The sequence below is a fragment of the Cellulomonas humilata genome (assembly GCF_013359775.1).
Classification (GTDB): Bacteria; Actinomycetota; Actinomycetes; order Actinomycetales; family Cellulomonadaceae; genus Cellulomonas; species Cellulomonas humilata.
Genome location: NZ_JABMCI010000020.1, coordinates 1 through 362, shown reverse-complemented (window position 1 = coordinate 362; position 362 = coordinate 1). Strand labels below are relative to the sequence as shown.

The window sequence follows — 362 nt, the reverse complement described above, 5'->3', positions numbered from 1 at the left end:
GGACCGGTCGTTCGAGGCGGCCCACGCCCGGGTGACCCGGTCCGGTCTGGGTGAGGCGTCCCGGGTGGTGCGGCAGGCCGACGCCCTGGTCTCGATGGGCACGGTCGCGGCCGGGGTGCGGGCGGGGTCGGTGCCGTTGGGTCACCTCGACGAGCTGGCCCGGGTCGCGAGCTCTGCGACCCCGGAGGTCGCGGCGGTGCTGCGCACCCCGCAGGCGCAGGAGCAGGTGGTGGGGATGGCGCGGGTCGCGTCGCGGCCGGACTTCGCTCGGGCGTTGGCTCGCTGGGTCGCCGCGCAGGATCCGGGTGCGTTGGAGGCCGAGCATGAGGTGCAGCGTCGGGAGCGGTTCTTCTCGTTGTCGG

The 362-nt window shown here is 75.7% G+C and carries 1 protein-coding gene; it reads left to right on the top strand.

Annotation, left to right across the window (positions count from 1 at the left end; translation table 11 throughout):
• Window positions 1-362, top strand: a 362-nt coding sequence (locus tag HP550_RS00100) for a hypothetical protein (RefSeq protein WP_175345568.1), incomplete at both ends; no start/stop codon positions are given.